General features: G+C 71.0%; 16 protein-coding genes. 7 read left to right on the top strand and 9 right to left on the bottom strand.

The window, feature by feature from the left end; all coding sequences use genetic code 11:
• The first annotated feature begins 6 nt into the window (after window positions 1-6).
• Genes H4N64_RS36480 through H4N64_RS36465 form a run of 4 tightly spaced genes read left to right on the top strand, consistent with a single transcriptional unit; the run spans window position 7 to window position 5,456 of the window.
• A complete protein-coding gene (locus H4N64_RS36480) occupies window positions 7-1,107 on the top strand; it encodes an alpha-hydroxy acid oxidase (protein ID WP_222109820.1) in 1,101 nt (366 codons plus the stop codon).
• Window positions 1,104-2,504, top strand: a complete 1,401-nt coding sequence (locus tag H4N64_RS36475; protein ID WP_186286889.1) for a cytochrome P450 — start codon at window positions 1,104-1,106, stop codon at window positions 2,502-2,504. The genes H4N64_RS36480 and H4N64_RS36475 overlap by 4 nt, the downstream gene beginning before the upstream one ends.
• 13 nt (window positions 2,505-2,517) lie before the next feature.
• Complete coding sequence (locus H4N64_RS36470; RefSeq protein ID WP_186286888.1) at window positions 2,518-3,801, top strand: cation:proton antiporter; 1,284 nt, start codon at window positions 2,518-2,520, stop codon at window positions 3,799-3,801.
• Window positions 3,792-5,456, top strand: a complete 1,665-nt coding sequence (locus H4N64_RS36465) for a thiamine pyrophosphate-dependent enzyme (protein WP_186286887.1) — start codon at window positions 3,792-3,794, stop codon at window positions 5,454-5,456. The genes H4N64_RS36470 and H4N64_RS36465 overlap by 10 nt, the downstream gene beginning before the upstream one ends.
• Here H4N64_RS36465 and H4N64_RS45890 read toward each other — a convergent pair.
• From H4N64_RS45890 to urtA, 7 genes are all read right to left on the bottom strand, one after another.
• Window positions 5,433-5,723 (bottom strand): hypothetical protein, encoded by a 291-nt coding sequence (locus H4N64_RS45890; protein WP_260860191.1) that lies wholly within the window; start codon window positions 5,721-5,723, stop codon window positions 5,433-5,435. The genes H4N64_RS36465 and H4N64_RS45890 overlap by 24 nt on opposite strands.
• A gap of 109 nt (window positions 5,724-5,832) precedes the next feature.
• A complete protein-coding gene (locus H4N64_RS36455) occupies window positions 5,833-6,036 on the bottom strand; it encodes a hypothetical protein (protein ID WP_186286886.1) in 204 nt (67 codons plus the stop codon).
• A gap of 248 nt (window positions 6,037-6,284) precedes the next feature.
• Window positions 6,285-6,977 carry an urea ABC transporter ATP-binding subunit UrtE gene (urtE, locus tag H4N64_RS36450; protein ID WP_186286885.1) on the bottom strand — a complete coding sequence of 231 codons (693 nt, stop codon included), beginning with the start codon at window positions 6,975-6,977 and terminating at the stop codon, window positions 6,285-6,287.
• Window positions 6,978-6,981: 4 nt separating this feature from the next.
• Window positions 6,982-7,758 carry an urea ABC transporter ATP-binding protein UrtD gene (gene urtD / locus H4N64_RS36445; RefSeq protein WP_186286884.1) on the bottom strand — a complete coding sequence of 259 codons (777 nt, stop codon included), beginning with the start codon at window positions 7,756-7,758 and terminating at the stop codon, window positions 6,982-6,984.
• Entirely contained in the window at window positions 7,755-8,876 is a 1,122-nt protein-coding gene (urtC, locus tag H4N64_RS36440) for an urea ABC transporter permease subunit UrtC (RefSeq protein ID WP_186286883.1), read from the bottom strand. Before urtC ends, urtD begins: the two co-directional genes overlap by 4 nt.
• Window positions 8,873-9,757, bottom strand: coding sequence for an urea ABC transporter permease subunit UrtB (urtB, locus tag H4N64_RS36435; RefSeq protein WP_186286882.1), 885 nt, complete (start codon window positions 9,755-9,757; stop codon window positions 8,873-8,875). The genes urtC and urtB overlap by 4 nt, the downstream gene beginning before the upstream one ends.
• 93 nt (window positions 9,758-9,850) lie before the next feature.
• Complete coding sequence (gene urtA, locus H4N64_RS36430) at window positions 9,851-11,104, bottom strand: urea ABC transporter substrate-binding protein (protein WP_186286881.1); 1,254 nt, start codon at window positions 11,102-11,104, stop codon at window positions 9,851-9,853.
• 452 nt (window positions 11,105-11,556) lie between these two features.
• On the opposite strand from urtA, the gene H4N64_RS36425 reads away from it, so the two are divergent.
• A complete protein-coding gene (locus H4N64_RS36425) occupies window positions 11,557-11,949 on the top strand; it encodes a MarR family winged helix-turn-helix transcriptional regulator (protein ID WP_186286880.1) in 393 nt (130 codons plus the stop codon).
• 25 nt (window positions 11,950-11,974) lie between these two features.
• Here H4N64_RS36425 and H4N64_RS36420 read toward each other — a convergent pair whose 3' ends face one another.
• Both H4N64_RS36420 and H4N64_RS46245 read right to left on the bottom strand, forming a co-directional pair.
• On the bottom strand, window positions 11,975-13,015 hold the full coding sequence (locus H4N64_RS36420; protein ID WP_186286879.1) for a substrate-binding domain-containing protein: 1,041 nt from the start codon (window positions 13,013-13,015) through the stop codon (window positions 11,975-11,977).
• A 213-nt stretch (window positions 13,016-13,228) separates the two neighbouring features.
• The gene (locus H4N64_RS46245; RefSeq protein ID WP_186286878.1) at window positions 13,229-15,217 is read right to left on the bottom strand and encodes a dynamin family protein; all 1,989 of its coding nucleotides are present in this window, start codon (window positions 15,215-15,217) and stop codon (window positions 13,229-13,231) included.
• A 234-nt stretch (window positions 15,218-15,451) separates the two neighbouring features.
• On the opposite strand from H4N64_RS46245, the gene H4N64_RS36410 reads away from it, so the two are divergent.
• Together H4N64_RS36410 and H4N64_RS36405 are read left to right on the top strand one after the other, a co-directional pair.
• Entirely contained in the window at window positions 15,452-17,494 is a 2,043-nt protein-coding gene (locus H4N64_RS36410) for an AAA family ATPase (protein ID WP_186286877.1), read from the top strand.
• The coding region (locus H4N64_RS36405; RefSeq protein ID WP_472910311.1) for a WD40 repeat domain-containing protein at window positions 17,491-18,140 on the top strand (650 nt) is incomplete at its 3' end. The genes H4N64_RS36410 and H4N64_RS36405, both read left to right, overlap by 4 nt.

The raw sequence follows: 18,140 nt of genomic DNA, 5'->3' as shown, positions 1-18,140 counted from the left end.
GACGCCATGATGCTGACCGTTCACGACTTCGAGACCGCCGCCCGCGCCAAACTCGATCCCGTCTTCGCCGACTTCATCGCCGGCGGGGCACGCGACGAGATCACCGTACGGGCCAATGAGACGGCGTTCGGCGCGCTGCGCCTGCTGCCCAGGGCGCTGCGCGGCAGCGCGGCGCGGGAACTGGGGACGACGCTGCTCGGCAGCCGGGCGAGCATGCCGATCCTGCTGTCGCCGACCGCCTTCCACAAACTGGTCGATCCCGAAGGGGAGTCGGCAACCGCACGGGCCGCCGCCGCCACCGGCACCATCATGATCGTGTCCATGGCGTCGACAGTGGCGGTGGGCGAGATCGCCGACGCCGCCCGCGCCGCCGGGGGCCCCACCGCGCAGCTCTGGTTCCAGCTGTACATCCAGCCCGACCTGGAGATCACCGAGACACTGGTGAGGCGGGCCACCGACGCCGGATGCACGGCGCTGGTCGTCACCGTGGACTCCCCGGTGCTCGGCGCCAACGAACGCAACCGGCGCAACGGCTTCCACGACCTGCCGGCCGGCCTGCGCTGCGAGAACCTGCGCGATCTGCGGGACGGCGAGAGCGGTCACGTACGGCAGATCGTCATGTCCCCGGAGCTGAACTGGGGCCACATCGACTGGCTCCGCGAGATCACCTCACTGCCGATCCTCCTCAAAGGCGTGCTGCATCCCGAGGACGCCCGCCTCGCCGTACGCCACGGCGTCGACGGACTGCTGCTGTCCAACCACGGCGGACGGCAACTGGACACCGTACCGGCCACCCTCGAACTGCTCCCCGAGATCACGGCCGCCGTCGCCGGGCGGATCCCCGTCCTGCTGGACGGCGGTGTCCGACGCGGCACCGATGTCGTCAAGGCGCTGGCGCTCGGCGCCGCCGCCGTCGGGATCGGCCGTCCCGTGATGTGGGCCCTGGCCGAGGGCGGCGAGAAGGGCGTACGGCGGCTGCTGGAGCTGCTGCGCGAGGAACTCGACGACACACTCGCCCTGTGCGGGGCGTCCGGCCTGAACGACCTCACCCCCGACCTGGTCCGCCCCGCGTGGTCGGGCCGGTTGTTCGGTGGAGCGGTGTCATGAGCGGCCTCGGACTGGCGGCCCTCGTACTCACCGCGGCGCTGGCCGTGAGCCTGCCGTACTGGCTGCCCCGTACGGTCGTCGCCCTGCGGGTCCGCATCTTCGCCCGGGTCGGTGGCGAGGAGGGCATCAAAGCACCGGGGCGTGAGGTGCCCGCCGAGGAGTTCAAGGAGGTGTACGGGCACCCCGCGGCCAACGGCCGCAGCCGGGGCGCCGCGCTGTCCGACCTGTTCTGGTACTGGCTGTCCCCAGGCCCCGAGGTGCACCAGGAGCACCTGGAGCCCGGGCCGCGCTACGACGACGTCGCCCGGACCACCCGGCAGATCCTGGCCGGGCTCTCCCGCGACCAGTGGACCGAGCTGGTGGGCCGCTGCACCCGGCAGGTCCTCGACGAACTCGACGCGGTTAGCGCACGTGGCGGGGCCCACCGCGTGCGGCTGCGCGACCTGATGATGCCGGTGTGGGCCGAGGTCTACTACGAGGTCGTCTTCCGCGAGCGGTGCCCGCGCCACGTCCGTGATCTGATCGTCGGCAACGCGGACGACGTCGTCAGCGCCCTGAAGTGCACCCGGCTGCGGCACATGGACCGGCGGGACCGGCTCACCGCCCATCTGCGCGACCGGCTCGCCCACAACCCGCCGCCCGTGCCGCTGCCGTCCACGCTGACCGAGCGGGAGCAGGCGTACTACCTGCAGGGCACGTTCTTCAACACCGCCGTGGTGCAGATGTCGGAGGCGATGGCGCACCTGCTGCTCGTCCTCGCCACGCACCGGCCGGTGCAGGACCGCCTGTCGGCCGGTGCCGAGGACCCGGACTTCCTGGACCGGGTGATCAACGAGACGTTGCAGCACTTCCCGCTCTTCGGCGTGGCCCACCGGATCACGTCCGGCGACATCCCCAGGCAGGGCAGGGACCCCATTCCCGCCGGCTCGGTCCTGCTGTTCAACTACCCCGAGTACCAAGGGTCCGACGCCGGTCCCTTCGACCCCGACCGGTGGCTGTCCCCGGACACCCGTCCCACCGCCTCCATCCCGTTCGGCGTCACCGCCAACCGCCCCTGCCCGGCCCGCGGTTTCGCCGTACTCACCATGCGGGTCGCGGCCGAGGAGACGCTCCGGCGGTTCCGGCTGGAGTCCTCGGCGGAGCACACCCGTTCGCTGCCCAGCCGCGGACCTTGTCTGCTCGTCCCGCGCGCCGGAGCGGCATGGGGTCCTGTCCGCCGCCGGTCGCGGCTCGCGGTGATGCGGCTGGCCGACCGCTGGGCGGCGATCCCGCGCAGCCTCGTCCAACTCGCCTTGGGCAGCTACATGGTGTGGGACGCCCGGCGCCTGGGACTGTGCCGGAACTACTTCGCCGCCTCGCCCGGCGGCTCCGCCACCTCCGTCCCCGCCGGCCGTTGACAGGAACGACACCATGACTCCCGTGGAACTCGCTCCCGCCTTCTTCCTGGCCGCCGTCGTGATCCTGCTGACGTGCCGTCTGGTCGCCCTGGTGGCGGGCCGCTTCGGCCAGCCACCGGTTGTCGGCGAGATGATCGCCGGCGTGCTGCTCGGCCCCTCGCTATTCGGGCTGGTCGCCCCGGGCCTCTCCGCCGAGGTCTTCCCGTCGGAGCTGAAGCCGGTGCTGTATGTGGCCGGGCAGATCGGCCTGGTGACCCTGATGTTCGCCGCCGGATACGAGTTCCGGGCGCACGCCGGCCGCGGGCTGGCCAGCACCGCCGTCGCGGTCTCCTCCGCCGGAGTGGCGATCCCTCTGATGCTGGGCGTGGGCCTGACCTTTGTGGCCCACGGTCACGTCGGCATCTTCGTCGACGGGGTCTCGGTCTGGGTGACAGCGGCGTTCGTCGGCGTCGCCCTGGCGATCACCGCGTTCCCGATGCTGGCCCGAATCATCACCGAACGGGGCCTGGCCGGCAGCCGGTTCGGCTCGCTCTCCCTCGCCTCCGGAGCCACCGACGACGCCGTCGCCTGGATCCTGCTCGCCGGGGTGCTGAGCGTGGCCTCCGGCGAGGTGGAGCCCATCCTGACGGCGGTCGGCGGCTCCCTGCTGTTCCTCGCCGTCCTGTTCTGGGCGGGGCGCCGTCTGCTGGCGTGGATCGTGAACCGGCCCGGCTTCGGCGACGACACCCGGCTCCTGCTCACCGTCACCGTGCTGTTCTGCGCCGCCTGGTTCACGGACATCATCGACCTGTACGCCGTCTTCGGGGCGTTCTGCGTCGGGATGGCGATGCCGCGCGGCGAGACGTCGGACCGGCTGGTGCGCACCACCCAGTCCGTGACCCAGGTGGTGTTCGTGCCGATGTTCTTCACCTACTCCGGCCTGAACACCCGCTTCGACGTGTTCTCCGACCCGTCCGTGATGGCGTTCGGGGCGGCGGCCGTCGTGCTGGCGGTGCTCGGCAAGTTCGGCGGCTGCTGGGCCGCCGCCCGGCTGCGCGGGGAACCCGGTCCGGTCGCTGTCCGGGTCGGCGCTTTGATGAACGCGCGCGGGCTGATGCAGCTGATCGCGCTCAACATCGGTCTCGCGGCAGGCATCGTCAGCGACGAGCTGTTCGCGGCTCTGGTCCTCGTCGCCCTGGTCACCACGGTCATGACAGTGCCGGTGCTGAGCTGGCTGGACCGCCGGGACGCCAGGGATCGCCCGGCCGAGGAAGCGCGCCCGAGTGAGGACGAGAAGAAGGTGGTCACATGGAGCTGAGCGGAGCACAGGCGCTGGTCGGACAGTTGGAACGGGAGGGCGTCCGCCACGTCTTCGGGGTGCCCGGTGTGCAACTCGACCACGTCCTGGACGCCCTGGCCCGCGCCCGGGCCTCCGGAGGACCCATCGAGTACATCGCCGCCCGCCACGAGCAGGGCGCGGCCCATATGGCGGAGGCGTACGCACGGACCAGCGGGCGGCCCGGCGTCTGCCTGGTGGTCCCGGGCCCCGGTGTGCTCAACGCCCTGCCCGCCGTGGCCACCGGATACGCCTGCTCGTCACCGATGCTGTGCGTGGCGGCCGACATCCCCTCGCCGCTGGCCGGCCGGGGCCTGGGCATGCTGCACGAACTCCCCGACCAGGACGGCGTCCTGACCTCCGTCACCAAGTGGTCGGCCCGGGCCGCGGACCCGGCGGGGATACCCGGCCTGGTGCACCAGGCGGTACGGCGGTCCCGGTCCGGCCGCCCGAGGCCGGTGGCGCTGACGATCCCGGCGGACATCCTGACGGCACGGGCGGAGACGGCCCTCGAACCGGCCGAGCGGACACCCGCCGACCTCGGACCGGCCGAGTTGACCCCCGCTGTACTGGACGAGATCGCCGCCGTGCTGCGCGCCGCGCGCCGACCCCTGCTCTACGCCGGCGGGGGCGTGCTTACCGCGCGGGCTGGCGCCGCCCTGACCGCCCTGGCCGAGGAGCTGTCCGCCCCGGTCGTCATGAGCCGTAACTCGGGCGGCGCCGTCCCGGCCCACCACCGGCTCGCCTTCCCCAGCCTCGCAGCCCAACGGCTGCTGCCCTCGGCGGACGCGGTGCTGGTCGTGGGCAGCCGCTTCGTCACCCCACGCGGCGCGGCCGTACCGACCGCCCCCGGAGCGAAAGTCGTCCTGGTCAACGCGGACTCGGCCGACCTGGGGCCGCCCCGCCGCGCCGACCTCACCCTCTGCGCCGACGCCCGCAGGGCACTGGAGGAGCTGCGGGCCGTACTGACCGCGGGCCGCGCGGGGCCGGAGCCCGAGTGGTCCGCCGACGAGCTGACCGCCGCGCGCGCCTGGTGCGCGCGGCGGATCGAGAGCGTCGAACCGCAGTGGTCGTACGTCCGCGCGCTCCGCGAGGCCATTCCGGACGACGGTTTCCTGGTCAACGAGCTGACCCAGGTCGGCTATCTGGCCGCCGTCGGCTACCCCGTCCGCCACCCGGGCACCTTCCTCACCCCCGGCTACCAGGGCACGCTGGGCTACGGCTATCCCTCCGCCCTGGGGGTGAAGGTGGGCAACCCGGACCGGGCGGTCGTCTCCGTCAACGGCGACGGCGGGTTCTGCTGGAACATGCAGGAGCTGGCGACGGCCCGGAGGTACGGCATCGCGGTCACGGCGGTCGTCTTCAACGACAACGCCTACGGAAACGTACGGCGCATCCAGGCGGACGAGTTCGAGGGCCGCTTCATCGGCAGCGACCTGACCAGCCCCGACTTCGTGCGCCTTGCCGAGTCCTTCGGGGTCCCCGCCGGGCGGGCGGAGACCCCGGCACGGCTCGCCGGAGCCCTGAAGGAGTCCCTCGCCGAACCGGGACCCTCCCTGATCGAGGTACCGGTCACCGAGATGCCCAGCGTGTGGCCGCTGCTGCTCGGCGGCTCACCCGGCTCGGTCCGGGACTGAGCCCGGACACCGCGCCGGTGGGGAGGTGCAGTGGCTGGGCGTTGAGCGTGACGTCCGGGTGCCCGGACGTCGGCGGCGCAGGGTCACGCCCCCGATCAGCAGCGCGGTGAGCAGGGCGGCGATGGGGCCGGGGCCGATGGCGTCCAGGGTGTCGGCGAGGGTGCGCTGGATCGTTCCGGCCGCGTCGATGACCGGGTCCCGGGTCGCCGGGTCGTGCTGGACGCGGATCTCGTACCAGCCGTAGTGGGCGGCTCTCGGCTCCGACACCAGGAGCGGTGAACGGCCGGGTATGTGAGGGCGCTTACGTACCGACGAGTAGGCCCGTCAATGGCACCGGACCGCGCGGAGGTCTACCTCTCGCGCTGCTTCTGCGCGATCAGCAGGCCGTAGCCGAGCACGTCTGGGCGGCCACCTGCTTACCCCACCAGGCCCCGACACGCCACAGATCGGTGCTCATGGTCCCTTCGTACGCCAGGCCGGCACCCGCCGGCAGTTCGGTCAGGACGAACGACTCGACGACATACGGGACAGGCCCGCGCACGAGGCGGAAGCCGACGTGCTCGGGCCGGCTGAACCGCACGGCTCCACCGTCACCGTCCATGGCCCGCCGGTCGGTGTGCAGTGGGGGCCGGCACCATGACGCTGCCGCGCTCCAGAACCCGCACCTTCGCGCGCGGCGGCCGGGACCGGGGAAGCCCGCCGTCCTTCAGGAACGGGGGCTGTTCGGCGGCCCGTTGGAGGCGGAGACGCCGGTGCGGCCCGGGGGTCTTGTGGCTTCGGAGGATGGGGTGGCGTGGGCGGAGGCGGCGCGGTGACGCCACGGGAAGGTCACACGCTCAGCGCCTCCCGTACCGCCCCTTCGGCGTCCGCGCCCCCCTCGCCGTAGGAAGTGACCCGGCCCGCCTCCAGGATGTAGTAGCGCTGGGCGGCGCGCATGGCGAAGCCGACGTGTTGTTCGACGAGGAGGACGGAGAGGCCGCCGCGGCGGGTCAGGGTGAGGACGGTCTCCTCGATCTCGGCGACGACGGAGGGCTGGATGCCCTCCGTCGGCTCGTCGAGCAGGAGCAGCCTCGGGGATGTGATCAGAGCCCGGGCGATGGCCAGTTGCTGGCGCTGGCCGCCGGAGAGCAGGCCCGCGCGGCGGGCGGACAGTTCCCGCAGGACCGGGAAGAGGTCCAGAACCTCGGCGATGGCCGCCTTGCCGCCGCTGCGGCCGTCGGCCACCAGTTGGAGGTTCTCGGCGGTGGTCAGGTGCGGGAAGGACTGCTGGCCCTGCGGGACGTACGCCATACCGCGGGCGACCCGCTGGTGCGGGGCGAGGCGGGTGATGTCCTCGCCGTCCAGCAGTACGCTGCCGCGCTGCGGCTTCAGCAGGCCCATCGCCACCCGCAACAGGGTGCTCTTGCCGGCGCCGTTGTGACCCAGGACGGCGGCGACCCCGTTGTTCGGGACGGTGACGGTGGTGTCGTGCAGGACGGGGCTGCGGTCGTATCCGGCCCGCACGTTCTTGATCTCCAACATGGCGTCAGGCCTCCTGAGTCGACGCTACGGGTGCCGAGGGCGCCGGTTCGGTGGCGCGCCCGAGGTAGACCTCCTGGACCCTGGCGTCGGCCTGGACCTCGGCGACCGTGCCCTCGCTGAGCATCCGCCCGGAGTGCAGGACGCTGACGCTGCGGGCGAAGGACCGCATGAAGTCCATGTCGTGCTCGATGACCACGACGGTCCGCTCCTCGCTGATGCGCTGCAACAGCTCACCGGTCGCCTGGCGTTCGTCATGGCTCATCCCGGCCACCGGCTCGTCGAGCAGCAGCAGCCGTACGTCCTGCACGAGCAGCATGCCGATCTCCAGCCACTGCTTCTGACCGTGCGCGAGGACCCCGGCCGGGCGGTCGCGCAGCGCGGACAGGCCGATCGTCTCCAGCGCCTTCTCCACCGGCTCCGGCACGTCCTTGCGGCGCCGCAGCATCGTCCACACGCCACGGCCCGCGCCGGCCGCGATGTCCAGGTTCTGAAGGACCGTCAACTCCTCGAAGACCGTGGCCGTCTGGAACGTACGGCCGATGCCCGTGCGGGCGATTTTCTGCACCGGCCTGCCCAGCAGCTCCTGGCCGGCGAAGCGGGCCGAGCCGGTGGCCTTCACCAGACCGGTGACGGCGTCGACCAGCGTGGTCTTCCCGGCGCCGTTCGGGCCGATGAGGAAGCGCAGGTCGCCGGGGTGGATGTCCAGGTCGACGCCGTCGACGGCGGTGAAGCCGTCGAACGTCACCCGCAGATCGCGGACGGTCAGTCCCTCGCCATTCATGCTGTCTCTCCTGATCCGGTCGGGCGGGTACGGCGGTTGCGCACGACGGTCGCCAGGGAGGCGAGGCCGCCCGGAAGGAAGCCGACCGCCAGCACGAACAACAGGCCCTGGAGATACGTCCACGCGGCGGGGAAGGCGTCGGAGAGCGTGCTCTGCGCCCAGGCCACGGCGATCGCGCCGAGCACCGCGCCCACCAGCGAGGCCCGGCCGCCGACCGCCGCGCCGATGACGAAGCCGATGGACGGGACGATGCCGATCAGCGCGGGGGAGATGATCCCCACGGCCGGGACGAAGAGGGCCCCGGCGAGGCCCGCCATGCCGGCGGCCACGACGTACGCCACCAGCTTGACGTTGGCCGGGTTGTAGCCGAGGAAGCGCACCCGCTCCTCGGAATCCCGTACGGCGACGAGGAGTTCGCCGAAGCGGCTGACGAACAGCTGCCGGGCCAGGGCCATCACCAGCAGCAGGGCCGCGGCGATGATGACGTACACCGTCCGCTGGTTGACCGGGTCATTGAGGTCGTAGCCGAAGAAGCCCTGGATGTCGGTGAGGCCGTTGGTGCCGCCCGTCGTGGCCTGCTGGCCGACCAGCCAGATGGCCAGGGCCGCGGCCAGCGCCTGGCTCAGGATCGCGAAGTAGGCGCCCTTGACCCGGCGGCGGAAGACGAAGAAGCCGAGCACCGCGGCGACCGCCATCGGCAGCAGCACCGTCATGGCGATGGCGAACAGCGGGTTCCCGAACGGCTTCCACCACCAGGGCAGTGTGTCCGAAGTCCCGTACAGCTGCATGAAGTCGGGGAGCGTCTGGCCGGTCGCCGCGGCGTCCGCGAGTTTGAGGTGCATGGCCATGGCGTAGCCGCCGAGGCCGAAGAAGACGCCCTGCCCGAGCACCATCAGCCCGCCGCGGCCCCACGCCAGGCTGACGCCGACGGCCACGATCGCGTAGCACAGGTACTTGGCCAGCAACGAGAGCCGGAAGTCGGGGAGGACGAGCGGCGCCACACCGAGCAGCAGGACGGCGCCGAGCAGGAAGCCGCCGGGCACCCGGAGGCGCGTCAGCACCGAGGGAGCCGAGGGCTGCGCGGGGGCGGGGGCGGTGGGGGTCACGGTTGTCGTCATGCCAGGCTCCGGGTGCGCAGTGTGTACAGGCCCTGGGGCCGCCACTGGAGGAAGGCGACGATCGCCACGAGCACGACGACCTTCGCGACGCTGATCGTGGTCGAGTACTCCAGCACCGCCTGGAGCACCCCGAGCACGAACGCGGTGATCACACTGCCCTTCAGCTGCCCGATGCCGCCGACGACCACCACGAGGAAGGCGTCGACGATGTAGTTGGTGCCCGTCGTCGGGCCGATCGGGCCGACCAGGGTGAGCGCGACTCCGGCCACGCCCGCCAGGCCCGAGCCGATGAAGAAGGTCGTCCGGTCGACCTGTTCGGAGGCGATGCCGGACACCTCGGCGAGGTCACGGTTCTGTACGACGGCCCGGATCCGGCGGCCCAGCGGCGTCAGCCGCAGCACGAGCGTGAGACCGAGGACGCACAGCAGGGCGAGCCCGAGGATGAACAGTCTGCTGTTGGCCAGCGTGATGCCGCCCACCGAGATGTTGCCGGTGAGCAGATCCGGCGCGCGGGTCTGCACGTTGGGCGCGCCGAAGATGTCCCGTGCGAGTTGCTGGAGCATCAGGGAGACGCCCCAGGTCACCAGCAGGGTGTCCAGCGGCCGGGTGTACAGGCGCCGGATCAGCAGCCACTCCAGCAGCGCGCCGAGGCTTCCGGCGACGAGGAACGCCAGCGGCAGCGCGACGAGCAGGGAGACGCCGGCACCGCTGATGGACTGCTGCAGGACGTACGTCGTGTAGGCGCCGGCCATGATGAACTCGCCGTGCGCCATGTTGATCACGCCCATCTGACCGAACGTCAGGGTCAGCCCGAGGGCGATGAGCAGGAGGACGGCACCGATGCTGATGCCGGTGAAGCTCTGGTTGAGGATGACCGTCATGAAGCGGCTCCGGGTCGGGGACGGGCGTGCGGGCTTTCCGTGGACGCGGCCCGGCCTCGGTGAGGAGGCCGGGCACCGCGGCGGGGCCGGGGGTCAGGAGAGTCCGGAGGCCCAGGCGTAGCCCTTCAGGTACGGGTCCGGCTTGATCGGCTTGCCCGAGTTCCAGACCTCCTCGATGAGACCGTCCGCGCCGACCTTGCCGATGCGGGCCGTCTTGTACACGTGCTGGGTGGCGCCGTCCACGGTGACCTTGCCCTCGGGGGCGTCGAACTCGATGCCGTCGGTGGCCGCCTTGACCTTGGCGACGTCGAACGAGCCCGCCTTCTCGACCATCTCCTTCCAGAGGTAGACCGAGATGTACGCGGCTTCCATCGGGTCGCTGGTCGGCTTGTCCTTGCCGTACGCGGCCTGATAGGCCTTCACGAACTCGGTGTTGGCCGCGCCCGGGGTGGTCTGGTAGTAGTTCCAGGCGGTCAACTGGCCCTCCAGGTACTGGGTGCCGATGCTCTTGACCTCCTCCTCGGCGATCGACACCGACAGCACCGGCATGCTCTTCGCGGTCAGGCCGGAGGACTTGTACTCCTTGAAGAAGGCCACGTTGCTGTCGCCGTTGAGGGTGTTGAACACCGCGTCGGCGCCGGAGTCCTTGACCTTGTTGACGATGGTGCTGAACTCCGTGGAGCCCAGGGGCGCGTAGTCCTCCCCGACCACCTTCATCCCGTTGGCGTCGGCGTACGCCTTGATGATCTTGTTGGCGGTGCGCGGGAAGACGTAGTCGCTGCCGACCAGGTAGAGCCGCGTCAGACCCTGCTTCTTCAGGTAGTCCAGCGCCGGCACGATCTGCTGGTTGGTGGTCGCGCCGGTGTAGAAGATGTACGGCGACTGCTCCAGGCCCTCGTACTGCACGGGGTAGAACAGCAGCGACTTGTGCCGCTCGAAGACCGGCTTGACGGCCTTGCGGCTCGCGGAGGTCCAGCAGCCGAAGGTGGCGACGACCTTGTCGTCCGTGATCAGGCCCTCGGCCTTCTCCGCGAAGGTCGGCCAGTCGGAGGCGCCGTCCTGGCTGATCGGCTTGAGCTGCTTGCCGAGCACTCCGCCGACGGCGTTGATCTCCTTGACGGCGAGGAGCAGCGCGTTGTGGACGGTCACCTCGCTGATGGCCATGGTGCCCGACAGCGAGTTGAGCAGACCGACCTTGACGGTGCTGCCGGAGGTGTCGGCCTTGGCCGCGGTGCCGGAAGACGTGTCGTCGCCGGTCTTGGCGCCGCACGCGCTGAGGGCGGCGGACGCACCGAGGGCGGAGACGCCCGCCAGAAGACCGCGACGGCTGATGCTGAGCCCGGACATGCACTACCTCCTTGCCCCGAAGGGGCGTTGGGAAGAAGGGGGAAGAAATCGGGGACGGGATGTACGGGCACTCAGGGCGTGAAGGGCGGCTGCGTGGGCGCGCGCATTCCCAGCCGTACGGTGCGGTAGCGGCCGAGCTGGTGGACTGAAGTGCGGTCACAGACTGCGCCGATGCTGTTACCCCGGCGTTTCGGCGCCGTTGATGAATAATTTCTGTTGGAAGTAACAGCGTTCGGGCTGCAGGTGAGGCCGTTACCGGAGACGCTGGGGTGACACCAGCCAGGAGCACCGCGGGCGCCCCGGGACCAGATCCTTTCTCTGGAAAGCACTCACCGAGGCGAGGTAGGGTCGGCGCTGTGCGCCGGTTCTCCCTGGGCCCGCCGAGGAGGGTTGAAGTGTTGTCGGAGTCGCCCCGCGATCTCCCCCGACTGCTTAGCAGCGCGGAGCGGTTGATGACCCGTCGGCTGGCCGCCGCGCTGGAGGCCGAGAGCTGCTCCGTCGAGGAGTGGCGGGTGCTGGCGCTGCTCGCGGACGGCCGCGGACACACCATGTCCGACGTCGCCGACTACGCCCTGATGCCCGCGCCGAGCCTCACCAAGCTGGTCGACCGGATGGTGTCGGCGACGCTGGTCTACCGCCGCAAGGACCCCGGGGACGGCCGGCGCGTCCTGGTCTACCTCTCCGCCCGCGGCCGGACCCGGCACCGTGCCGTGTCGGTGCTGGCCCGGCAGGCGCAGGAGCAGGTGCTGGGCGAGCTGCCCGGAGTGCGGGAGCTGGTGGAGGGGCTGGCGCGGCTGGAGTTCGTGCTGGAGCGATCCCCGGAGCAGGTCACAGCTGAGCGATGAACTCCATGAGCTGGACGGTGATCTCTCAGAGCTGAGCGGTGATCTCGAAGTCCAGGGCGTCCGCCCGGGCGAGGTACAGCCGCTGTTCGAGATGGTTGCCGCGCAGCCGCAGCGCGCCCCGCGGACCCTCGTAGGAGATGGTCTCGTCCGGCCCCGGCGGCGCCGACACAGCGAGCGACCCGCGGCCCTCGGCGAGCGCGCCGAGCAGCAGGATGCCCTCGAAGCAGGACTCGCCGAGGCTTCCCGCGACCGGGGCCTCGGCACCGAAGCGCCGGGCGTAGCGATGACCGAAGGACAGGCTCTCCGAGGTCATCAGGGAATCGAAGTAGCCCGCCGCCGCCCACAGGCCCTCGGACGCCTCCGCACCGGTCGCCAGCAGCAGGTTCTCGTCCATGTGGGTGCTCAGTCGTATGCAGCGCTGGTGCAGCCCCGCCGCGGTGAACGCCCGGTTGAAGCGCACCGCGTCGTCCCCGAGCAGCAGCATCAGCACCGCGTCCGCGCCGCTGGCCTCGACCCGGCGCAGCACCGGGCCGAACTCCTCGGTGTCCAGCGGCACGAACACCTCGTCCACCACACGGCCGCGGCACTCTCCGGCGAAGCGGCGGGCGGTGCGCGCGGTGACCCGCGGCCAGACGTAGTCACTGCCCACGGTGCACCAGCGGCGCGCCCCCGTGGCCCCGGCCAACAACCGCATCGCCGGGGCGAGTTGCTGGACGTCCGTCTCTCCGGTGAGGAAGACGCCGGGCGTCTCCTCGCCACCCTCGTACTGAGCGGTGTAGATGTACGGCACCCGGTGCGCGATCCGCGGTGCCAGGGCCTGGCGTACCGCGGAGTTGTGCCAGCCGACGACCGCGTCCACCGCGCCCAGCGCGACCAGACCGGCCACCTCGTCCGCGACCTGCCGGGGTTCGCCGCCGCCGTCCACGACGACGAGCCGCACCTCGCGGTCCAGGACGCCGCCCGCCGCGTTGAGTTCCTCCGTGGCCAGCCGCGCCGACAACTCACAGGACAGGCCGAAGATCCCGGCCGGTCCGTGCAGGGGGATCACGAGTGCGACGAGGAGCATGTCCCGTCGGTCCGAGGACAGCTGTGCTGCCGTCGCGTGCACAAGGCACCTCCGGGGGATTCCGCGGCGGACGTGGAGTTCGGCCCCGGCGCCCTTGCTGAGGATCTCCCGCGTCGACGGAGCCTAGACCGGGGCGGAGGGCTTGACAATGCTCGGGTGGCCCGCGGCCCGAGGGCACCTCCGTAGCTCGGCTCAGCGGCTGGTCGCCGCCGTTCAGGTGTCCTCCGACGGCCCCGGGGATGCCACCTGCTTCAGCCTTGCCCGTCCGTCGGTGACCCGGGCCAGCGCGTCATGCAGGTGGGCGAGGGCGGCCTCCCGCTGTGCCCGCTCGGGCGCGCTGTCGGCTGTCGAGCGGCTGAACAGCTGTTCCTCCTCGTCGATCAGCGCGTTGACGGAACCGAGCAACTCGCCACGGATCGCGTCGAACTCGGCGTGCACATGGGCGGTCAGACGTGGTAGCGCCCGGGTCGGCAGAGCCGCCAGCCATGCGTCCGCCTCGTCCAGGGTGGACCGCTTGATCCGATCCGCCAGCCGGTGACTGCCGGCGGCGCCGGCTCCGGCCACGGCCGCGGCGACGGCTACCGCGGGAAGAACCAGGGGAGCCACGCCCAGCACGCCGACCAGCAGGGACGAGGCCACGGTTCCTCCGGCCGCGCCACGCCAGCCACCGACACCATGGGCCAGTCCGGCTCCCAGCTCGCCCAGCGAGAAGCCGGCCACGGCCGCGAGCGTCCGGTGCTCCACCGGAGAGATCCGTTCGGCCGTCAGTTCGTCCCAGCCGAGGCGCAGTCGGACGGCCGTCAATTCGTGGCCCAGCGTGCTGACTTCTTCGCTCAGCCGCTGGGACAGCTCCGTGAGCAGGGGCGCGAGGAGGCGTTGCGCCATCCCGTCGGACCACGCGTTGAGTCGCTGTACGACGAGTGAGCTTATGGCGTTGTTCAGTGTTTCGCTCGCGCGCTTGGCCTGAAGCACGCCGGTCAGGCGTCCCAGGTCGAGGTCGAGGGAGCCGATGAGGGCGGGAAGTTCCTTCCTGAGTCCTTCGATCTCCGCGTGAAGACTGACGGTGAGGGCGGCGACGGTTCGCTGTGCGTAGCTGTGGAAGATGTCTTCGAGGCTGGTCACACGGTGGCGGATCTGACGCAGTTCGGATGCCGGGTCGGCCCCGCCCTTCGCCGGACGTCCGTCGGCTGACGTCATGGCGTGCACCCGCCCGCGCAGTTGCTCTTCCAGCCCGCCGATGCTCAGAAGTGCTTCGCGGACGTACGCGTCGAGATGAAGGGCCTGCCGCTCGTTCACGAGGAAGTCCGCGAGCCGGGCCTCCAGGGCCGCCAGTCCTGAAGCCGCGATCTCCGCCTGGTCGCCGGAGAGGCGCCCCCTTCGCGCGCGTTCCACGTCCACGATGAAGATGTCGTGCGCGGCGAGATCCTGACCGGTGTAGGGCGGGCCGCCCAGACGTCCGTGCACGTAACGGTTCCACACGAACTCGGACAGTTCCTCGCCCGCTCTGCCGTCGATGTCGTTGATCACCGTGAAGACATGCAGACCGCTGTCGGCCAGCGCCTCGATCTGCGCCAGTTCAGCGGCTCCCATCAGGGCTTCCGAGCGGTAGACGGCGATCACCGCGTCGCAGGACTCGCTTGCGCCGCGCGTCACGCTGGTCCGGAGATCGTCCTCGTCGAGCCCTGGAGTGTCGAGCAGGACCACACCTGCCTCGCACAGCGTGGCCGGGAAGCCGATCTGGAACTCCCGGATGCCGGCGCTGTCGCCGTCCCGGCCCGCCCTTCTGTTCAGGAGGGTCGACTCGTTCCAGTAGCGCTCCCAGTCCCAGGGCTCCCGGCGCCCATCGACGTCGATGGCCTCGACAGTCGGTTCGGGGTTGTACGAGACGGTCGTGATGACCGCGGTGGACGGGTAGTAGCCCGTCACCAGGGGGCCTTGGTCCTCCGTCGTGCCCACCGGATGGGTCCGCTCGCCGAGCAGGGCGTTGAGCAGGGTGGACTTGCCGTTGTTGAAGCGTCCGACGACCGCCAGGTTGAAGGTGTCCTCATGAAGGTCGCTCGCGGTCCGCGCCAGGTTCTCCGCGGTGTGCGGCAGATCGAGTGCGGTGGCCAGCCCGGCCAGCTCGTTGACGGGTTCGAGGAACCGCCTGCGGGCCTCCTCGGACCTGGTGCGCAGCCGATGGGCCAGCGTCTCCTCGGACATGTCTCCCCACCCCGTAACGCCCGACTGCCTCCGTCTGCCCGGCCCGCGCGCAGCCGGTGTACTCAGCCTCCCACAGTGTCCGGCGTCGTACGGCTGTCCGCCGATCTGCCGCCCCCGGTACTCATCCTGACGCCTCCTCGAACGACCTGAGGTCGTTTTCTCGCTTATGCGCCCTGCCGTGGTGGTGTCTCACTATCGTGTGTGGCCATCGGGGTGGGGGACGAAGTGAACGACGTGAACAACCACACTGTCGGTGCGAGAGAAGTGCTGACTCTGGGTCTGGCTGTCGATACCAAGGACGAGGAGGGCTTAGCGCCGCTGGATGCGCTCGACCCACTCGTGGAGGCGCCTTCGCACGCCGCGCGGATCGCCAAGGTCCTCCAGGATTTCGGCTATCGGCTGCGCAGCCCGAGGGACTTGGCGACCGATCCCGGGAGGCACATCCGCCAGGCGGTGACGAGCGCGGACACGTCCGTCCTCGTCGTCCACGTGGTGGGGCACGGCAGGCTGGCCGAGGCAGGGGAACGCGGCCTGCACGTCGTCGGCGCGGACGGCGAGAACCTGGACGATCCGGTCTCGGCGTGGATCAGCCTCATCGAATCCCATCCTGAGCGAAGCCGCCCCCTGACGCTGTTCCTCCTCGACCTCTGCCACGCCGGTATCGCGGCGACGCTTCCCTGGCACCAGAGGATGCCGACGGCACGGCGCCGAGCTTGGGTGATCGCGGCGTGCGGACCGCAGGACGAGGCCTTCGACTACCGCCTGAGCAAAGCGGCGTACTCCGTCCTCAACCGGTACCTCGACGGTGAGTTGCGCGTCAGCTCGTCCTACGCCCACATTCCGCTGCCCACGATCGCCCGGGAGATCTCCCGCGCGGTGACCGACCTCAGCATCGCCGAGGGCTTCTCCCAGCAGATCGACGTGAGCCGGGTGCCCTTCACCGACCTTGTCGAGGATCTGCCGTTCTTTCCCAACCCGCGGCACCGGGCCCGCAGGAGCACACTGCCCGGTCTGGAGGCCGGGATCAGCTCCCTGCTCGACGAGGCCTTCGACCCGGATCACTTCATGTTGCGCGCCGCGGGTGCCCAGCTGCTCGGGCGAGGGCTGGAGCGCGGCTATTTCCGGGGCCGCAAGAGCCAGGTCCATGCACTGACGAGGTGGTTGAACGGACACGGTTCCGGTTTCGGCCTGCTGACCGGCAAGCCTGGCTCGGGCAAGTCGGCGCTGCTCGGCGTGCTCATGAGCGCAGCCCACCCGGACCTGCGCGACGTGACGGACCAGCTGTGGCGGCGGCTCGACACGGCTCCGGCACGGAACGCGCGGCTGGCGGTCGTGCACGGGCGGCGGCGCGACCTGACGCAGATCGCCGGTTCCCTGGCCCGGCAGTTGGGAGCCGCCGAGCCGGACCGGCCCAGTGGCTGGGACGCGGACGGCCTCAGTCGGCTGGTCGGCCGCAGGGGAAACCCTCCGTGCACCTTCGTGATCGACGCGGTCGACGAGGCGGAGCGCCCGGCGGACGTGGCGCAGGCGCTCCTCCAGCCGCTCGCCCGGGTGGCCCTCTCCGGCGACACACCTCTCCGCCTGCTCGTCGGCACCCGGCAGCGGCCCGAGTTCACGACCTTGACCAGCATGGCGAAGGACGCCGGACAGTTCGTCAGCCTCGACGACACGCCACCGGAGGAGCTGTACGAGGACCTGCGACAGTACGTCGGCGACCTGCTGGCCATGGAGACCGGCTACCGCGATCTCGTGGCCGCCGAAGCGGTAGCGGCCCTCGCCGAGGGCATCGCCGCCCGCCTGACCGGGGTCAACGACCCTGATGCGGAGAAGGCACAAGGGCCCTTGGAATGGGGGGAGTTCCTGGTGTCCGGTCTCTACGTACGGGCCCTGCTGGGCGGGCGGGTGGAGGTGGACCCGGCGGTCGCGCGCACGATCGGCCTCGCGGTCCCGCGCGATCTGCCCGCGCTGCTCGACCTGGATCTCGCCGGCCTGCCCGACCGGCACCACGTGCGGTCGGTGCTGAGGGCTCTCGCCCATGCCGAGAGCCAGGGAATGCCCGAACGGGTCCTGGCCCATGTGGCCACCGCCTTCGCCGAACCCGGGACGCCGGCCTCGCCGCTCCCGCTCGACCAGGTACGCCAGGCACTGGACGCTGCCCGCTTCTACCTGCGAAGTGACGTCGACGTGGACGGCACGACGCTGTTCCGCCTCTTCCACGAGGGCCTGGCGGAGCGGCTGCGCACCGAGCCGATCGGGTCCGCGGACGGTGCATCATGAGCCGGGCTGTCGTATGGCCCCATGCGGATCTCGTCTATGAGCGGCTCCTGGCCTCCGTGCCGTCGACGGGCGAGGGCCCCAGGGCCTGGCATGTGGCGGACCCGTACGTGCTGCGCCACGCCGCCCAGCACGCGTCCCGAGCGGGCCGGGTGAGCGACCTGCTGGAGGACACCGAGTTCCTGGTCCACGCGGCACCCGAGTCGATGCTGCCCGTCCTCGGCGAGGCACGCACCGAGCGGGCGCGACTCGCGAGCGCGGTCTATCGCGCTTCCTACGCCGTGCACCAGCCTCTTGGCCCCGAGCTGCGCCGCCAGATCCTCATGATCGACGCGGCACGTTTCCAAGCCGTGCCCCTCGCTCGTGAGCTGGCACTCGGCACCCTGTGGTCGCCGCGCTGGGCCACCGGCTCGGCGGTGTCCGCGTCGAACACCGCTGTGCTGTCCGGTTACGCCCATGGGTGGGGCGCCCTCGCCCTGGCCCGCCTCGACGGCAGGGTCGTCGCCGTCACCGGCGATGCGGGCGGCGTGCTCCGGGTGTGGGACCTGGTCACCGGTCTGGCCGCCTTCTCCCTGGCAGGGCATGAGGGGACGGTGACGTCGGTGGTCACGGCGGAGGTTCATGGTGCGCCGGTGGCGATCACGACGAG

It is taken from the genome of Streptomyces cupreus (assembly GCF_014257025.1).
Lineage (GTDB): Bacteria > Actinomycetota > Actinomycetes > Streptomycetales > Streptomycetaceae > Streptomyces > Streptomyces cupreus.
This window is presented reverse-complemented; position numbering and strand designations above follow the sequence as displayed.

What these genes read in the sequence shown, in the direction of transcription:
- H4N64_RS36425 (WP_186286880.1), top strand. Translation starts at nt 11,557, where the DNA reads ATGACCCGTCGGCTGGCCGCCGCGCTGGAGGCCGAGAGCTGCTCCGTC.
- urtA (WP_186286881.1), bottom strand. Translation starts at nt 11,104, where the DNA reads ATGTCCGGGCTCAGCATCAGCCGTCGCGGTCTTCTGGCGGGCGTCTCC.
- H4N64_RS46245 (WP_186286878.1), bottom strand. Translation starts at nt 15,217, where the DNA reads ATGTCCGAGGAGACGCTGGCCCATCGGCTGCGCACCAGGTCCGAGGAG.
- H4N64_RS36420 (WP_186286879.1), bottom strand. Translation starts at nt 13,015, where the DNA reads ATGCTCCTCGTCGCACTCGTGATCCCCCTGCACGGACCGGCCGGGATC.
- H4N64_RS36480 (WP_222109820.1), top strand. Translation starts at nt 7, where the DNA reads ATGATGCTGACCGTTCACGACTTCGAGACCGCCGCCCGCGCCAAACTC.
- urtC (WP_186286883.1), bottom strand. Translation starts at nt 8,876, where the DNA reads ATGACGACAACCGTGACCCCCACCGCCCCCGCCCCCGCGCAGCCCTCG.
- H4N64_RS36465 (WP_186286887.1), top strand. Translation starts at nt 3,792, where the DNA reads ATGGAGCTGAGCGGAGCACAGGCGCTGGTCGGACAGTTGGAACGGGAG.
- H4N64_RS36475 (WP_186286889.1), top strand. Translation starts at nt 1,104, where the DNA reads ATGAGCGGCCTCGGACTGGCGGCCCTCGTACTCACCGCGGCGCTGGCC.
- H4N64_RS36470 (WP_186286888.1), top strand. Translation starts at nt 2,518, where the DNA reads ATGACTCCCGTGGAACTCGCTCCCGCCTTCTTCCTGGCCGCCGTCGTG.
- urtB (WP_186286882.1), bottom strand. Translation starts at nt 9,757, where the DNA reads ATGACGGTCATCCTCAACCAGAGCTTCACCGGCATCAGCATCGGTGCC.
- urtD (WP_186286884.1), bottom strand. Translation starts at nt 7,758, where the DNA reads ATGAATGGCGAGGGACTGACCGTCCGCGATCTGCGGGTGACGTTCGAC.
- urtE (WP_186286885.1), bottom strand. Translation starts at nt 6,977, where the DNA reads ATGTTGGAGATCAAGAACGTGCGGGCCGGATACGACCGCAGCCCCGTC.